This is a genomic window from Xanthomonas sp. LMG 12459, from assembly GCF_009192905.1.
In the GTDB taxonomy this organism is placed as follows: domain Bacteria; phylum Pseudomonadota; class Gammaproteobacteria; order Xanthomonadales; family Xanthomonadaceae; genus Xanthomonas_A; species Xanthomonas_A sontii.
The window spans coordinates 1-3,724 of record NZ_NSGT01000134.1 but is presented as its reverse complement, the minus strand read 5'-3'; the positions used below and the strand labels follow the sequence as shown (position 1 = coordinate 3,724).

The 3,724-nt window shown below is 68.4% G+C and carries 5 protein-coding genes; 1 reads left to right on the top strand and 4 read right to left on the bottom strand.

The features are described from left to right. The 4 genes from CEK65_RS20830 to flgA all read right to left on the bottom strand — a co-directional run. Positions 1-1,110, bottom strand: a 1,110-nt coding sequence (locus CEK65_RS20830) for an ATP-binding protein (RefSeq protein ID WP_152182861.1), incomplete at its 3' end; no start/stop codon positions are given. 85 nt (positions 1,111-1,195) lie between these two features. Then, the gene (locus CEK65_RS20825) at positions 1,196-1,534 is read right to left on the bottom strand and encodes a flagella protein (protein ID WP_026143350.1); all 339 of its coding nucleotides are present in this window, start codon (positions 1,532-1,534) and stop codon (positions 1,196-1,198) included. Between the two features lie 2 nt (positions 1,535-1,536). After that, positions 1,537-1,854: a flagellar biosynthesis anti-sigma factor FlgM gene (gene flgM, locus CEK65_RS20820; RefSeq protein WP_026143351.1), complete on the bottom strand. Its 318-nt coding sequence runs from the start codon at positions 1,852-1,854 to the stop codon at positions 1,537-1,539. Positions 1,855-1,920: 66 nt separating this feature from the next. Further along, positions 1,921-2,565 (bottom strand): flagellar basal body P-ring formation chaperone FlgA, encoded by a 645-nt coding sequence (flgA, locus tag CEK65_RS20815; RefSeq protein ID WP_148828688.1) that lies wholly within the window; start codon positions 2,563-2,565, stop codon positions 1,921-1,923. Between the two features lie 113 nt (positions 2,566-2,678). Between flgA and CEK65_RS20810 the strand changes: the two genes are divergently transcribed. Continuing rightward, complete coding sequence (locus CEK65_RS20810; RefSeq protein WP_026143352.1) at positions 2,679-3,629, top strand: chemotaxis protein; 951 nt, start codon at positions 2,679-2,681, stop codon at positions 3,627-3,629. Positions 3,630-3,724: the final 95 nt, after the last annotated feature.

The window sequence follows — 3,724 nt, the reverse complement described above, 5'->3', positions numbered from 1 at the left end:
CAGGCCCAGGCCGGTGCCGCTGCCGACCGGCTTGGTGGTGAAGAACGGGTCGAAGATGCGCTGCAGCAGGTCCGCCGCAATGCCGGCGCCGGAGTCCTTGAACTCGATCCACACCTCCTCGCCGTCCTGGCCGGTACTGACCACGATGGTGCCGCGCTCGCCGATCGCCTGGCCGGCGTTGAGCAGCAGGTTCATGTACACCTGGTTGAGCTCGGACGGCAGGCACTCCACCAGCGGCAGGTTGCCGTAGTGGCGCTCCAGGGTGACCTTGTACTTGAGCTCGTTCCAGATGATGTTGATCGTCGATTCCAGGCCCGAATGCAGGTCCACCAGCTTCCACGACTCCTCGCGGCCGGAATAGGAGAAGTCCTTCAGGTCGCGGACGATGCGGGTGACCCGCTCGATGCCTTCACGCGATTCGGCCATCAGCTGCGGCAGGTCGCGGCTGATGAAGTCGATGTCGAAACGGTTGCGGATGTCGTCGATCTCCGGGATCAGCGCCTTCGGATCCGGCGCGCGCAGGGCGCGCTCGTAGGCCTCGATCAGGGTGAACAGGCTGCGCAGGTATTCCTGCAGGCTGCCCAGGTTGGAATGGACGTAGCCGATGGGATTGTTGATTTCGTGGGCGACGCCGGCGGCAAGCTGGCCGATCGAGGCCATCTTTTCCGACTGCAGCAGCTTTTCCTGTGCGCCGTTGAGGCGCAGGTAGGCCTGGCGCAGTTCGGCGTGGCGTTGCTGCAGTTCCTGTTCGTAGTCCTGCTGGCCTTCGATGCCCTGGATCAGCATCAGGTAATGGCCGCCGTCCGCGTCGGCGTGGAAGTACAGGTGCGCCAGCACCACGTGCTGTTCGGTCGGCAGGCTGCCGCTCCAGCGGCCACTGCTGCGCGCCTGCGACAGCGCGTCGCCCGGCAGCCACTGCGCCAGGTGCGAGGCCAATGCGCCGGTGTCGGCGCTGGAGAGATGGCGGCGCGCGGCGCTGTTGGCGAGCAGCAACTGGCCGTCGGCGCGGAACAGCACCACGCCTTCGTACAGCAGTTCGCTCAGGGCGAGCAGGTTCTCGCGTGCGGGCAGGACGAGCGGTGCGTTGGGATTGATTTCGGCGAAATTCACGACAGGCGGCGGGCGATCGATGGATGCCCAATATACGCCGTTGCCGCCGGCGGATGCGCGTCCCGCAGTGGGACTGCGCCGCGGCTTAGGCGACCGCCAACGGACGCTGGGAGAGCGGCGTGCTGGACTCGCCGTTGGCGTCGTAGGACGACGCGCTCTCGCTGCGGCCGAGGTGGCGCAGCGCCCAGTTGACCTCGCGTCGGCGCCGCGACAGCAGCGCGCCGTTGGCGCGATTGGCGTCGGCCAGCTCACGCAGCCGCAGTTCGGCCTCGGCGCCGGCGGGCACGTCCGCCTCCAGTGCGCGCAGTGCCGCCAGCTTGGCGCTGGTCGCCTGCATGAGGCCTTCCACGTTGTGATCCAACAACGCCTGGCGCTCGCCGGCGAGCGCGTCGCTGAGCTGCTGCAGGGGGTTGGTCACGGACATGTTCATGCGCCGAGTTGCCGATCCATGTCGATCATGCGGCTGGCGATCGCGTCGGGGTTGATCTTGTAGCTGCCATTCTGCAGCGCCGAGCGCACCGCATCGACGCGGCTGCTGTCCACCGCCGGCGCGGCCGACAGTTGGCGTTGCAGGGTCTGCAGACCGGACGCTTCGCCGGTCAGGCGCAGGCTATCGGTGGCTGCGGCCGCACCGACCGCACGCTCCTTGCCTTCCTCGGACGCGCCGGAGGCGGCCTTGGTCGAGACGGACGACGTGCGAAGGGTGGCCGGGCTCGGCAAACTCCCTTCAATTTTCTGGGTCATGACGGACATCCTGTTACGGGTTCGGTGTAGGTAACGGCACAGCGTCGGAGAACTTTAGCCGGATTCTTAGCGCGTCACTAAAACGTCGCCATTTTGTGACACAGTTCCCTGAACGATGCGCTTGGACGACAGGTTTTCGACGGTCACCCGCTCGTTTTCGCCCGCATCGCCCAGTGCACGCCCGGACATGCGCACTTCCAGGCCGCCACTGCGTGCCACCAGCGCCACATTGTCGCCGCGCCGGACCAGCCGCGGCGCGACCAGGTCGGTGGCGGACAGCAGGGTGCCGGCCGGCAGGGTTCGCCGCACCACCTTGCCGATCGCCGCTTCCGGCTCGGTCATCGCGGCGCCGACGATGCGCGCCGCGTCGCGCTTCTCGGGGACGATATCGGCCGCGCCGATGGTTTCTCCAGCGGACAGGCCGCGCGCCAGCACCAGCACATGCTGCATGCGCCGCACCTTGACCGGGACGAACAGCCGCCAGCCGGTCTCACGCGGGCAACTCACCTCCACGGTCGTGGTGCCGGTCGGCTGCGCCTGCAGCGGCACCGGGCACAGCGGCACCCGCACCGACGGGTCCAGGGTCGCCTCGGCATCGGCGTCGGCCCCGGCCAGCGACAATGCCGCGGCACGGATCGACTCCACCGGCTGGAAGTCCGCAGCCCAGGCCGGCGTCGCCGCCAGCAGGACCAGCAATAGGATCGGGCGCATGGCCGTCTCTCTGGGAAAGGTCGCCGGCACCATGCAAACGCCGTGCCGCAAACCGCACGTCCGATCCGGACCGCGCCCTCAAGTTCCGCCGCGCAGGCGCCGATATGAACGCCATGAGTCATGACCTTCTCAACCGAATCGACCAGCGCACCCGCTTGGCGGGCCACAACCGGCTTGCCCTGCTGCTGTTCCGGCTGGGCGGTCGTCAGCTTTTTGGCGTGAACGTGTTCAAGGTGCAGGAAGTGCTGCGCCGCCCGGAGCTGTTCCAGGTGCCGGGGCTGCCGCTGCAATTCTCCGGCGTCGCCGACGTGCGCGGGCGCTCGGTGCCGGTGCTCGACCTGGGCCTGGCCATCGGCCATCCGGAGCGCGAGCCGAACGCGGACACCGCACCAGGCTATCTGGTGGTGACCGAGTTCAACCGCTCGGTCCAGGGCTTCCTGGTCAGCGGCGTGGAACGCATCGTCAACATCGCGGTGGAGGACATCCATCCGCCGCCGGAACTGGGCGCCGAGTCCAGCTACCTGACCGCGGTGACCCGTTTCCAGGGCGAGCTGATCCAGGTGATCGACGTGGAAAGCGTGCTGGCCGACATCGCCCAGACCCGGGTCGAGGCCAACCTGGACCCGTCGCTGGCGCTCACCGGCCCGCAGCTGCAGGTGCTGGTGGTCGACGACTCGCGCGTGGCGCGGCAGCAGATCCGCAGCGTGCTGGACCAGCTCGGGGTCGGCGCGACCCTGCTGTCGGACGGCCGCCAGGCCCTGGACCATCTCTTGCAGATCCACGCCGCCGGCGAGAATCCGGCCGAACGCTACGCCATGGTGATCTCGGACATCGAGATGCCGGCCATGGACGGCTACACGCTGACGACGGAAATCCGCCGTCACCCCGGGCTGGCCGGCCTGTACGTGCTGTTGCACACCTCGCTGTCGGGCGTGTTCAACAATGCGATGGTCGAGCGCGTGGGCGCCAATGCCTTCGTGGCCAAGTACAGCCCCAACGAGCTGGCCGAGTACGTGCTGACCCGGCTGCGGGTGGTCGCCGCGGCAGCGCAAGCGGCCGCCTGACCCGGGCGCCGCGTCTCGCTGCGCGGCCTGCCTGACGTTCTAATAGAGCGCGGGCGTCCCCCGCCTCCCGAGGCACCCCCCTGATCTCACGGGCC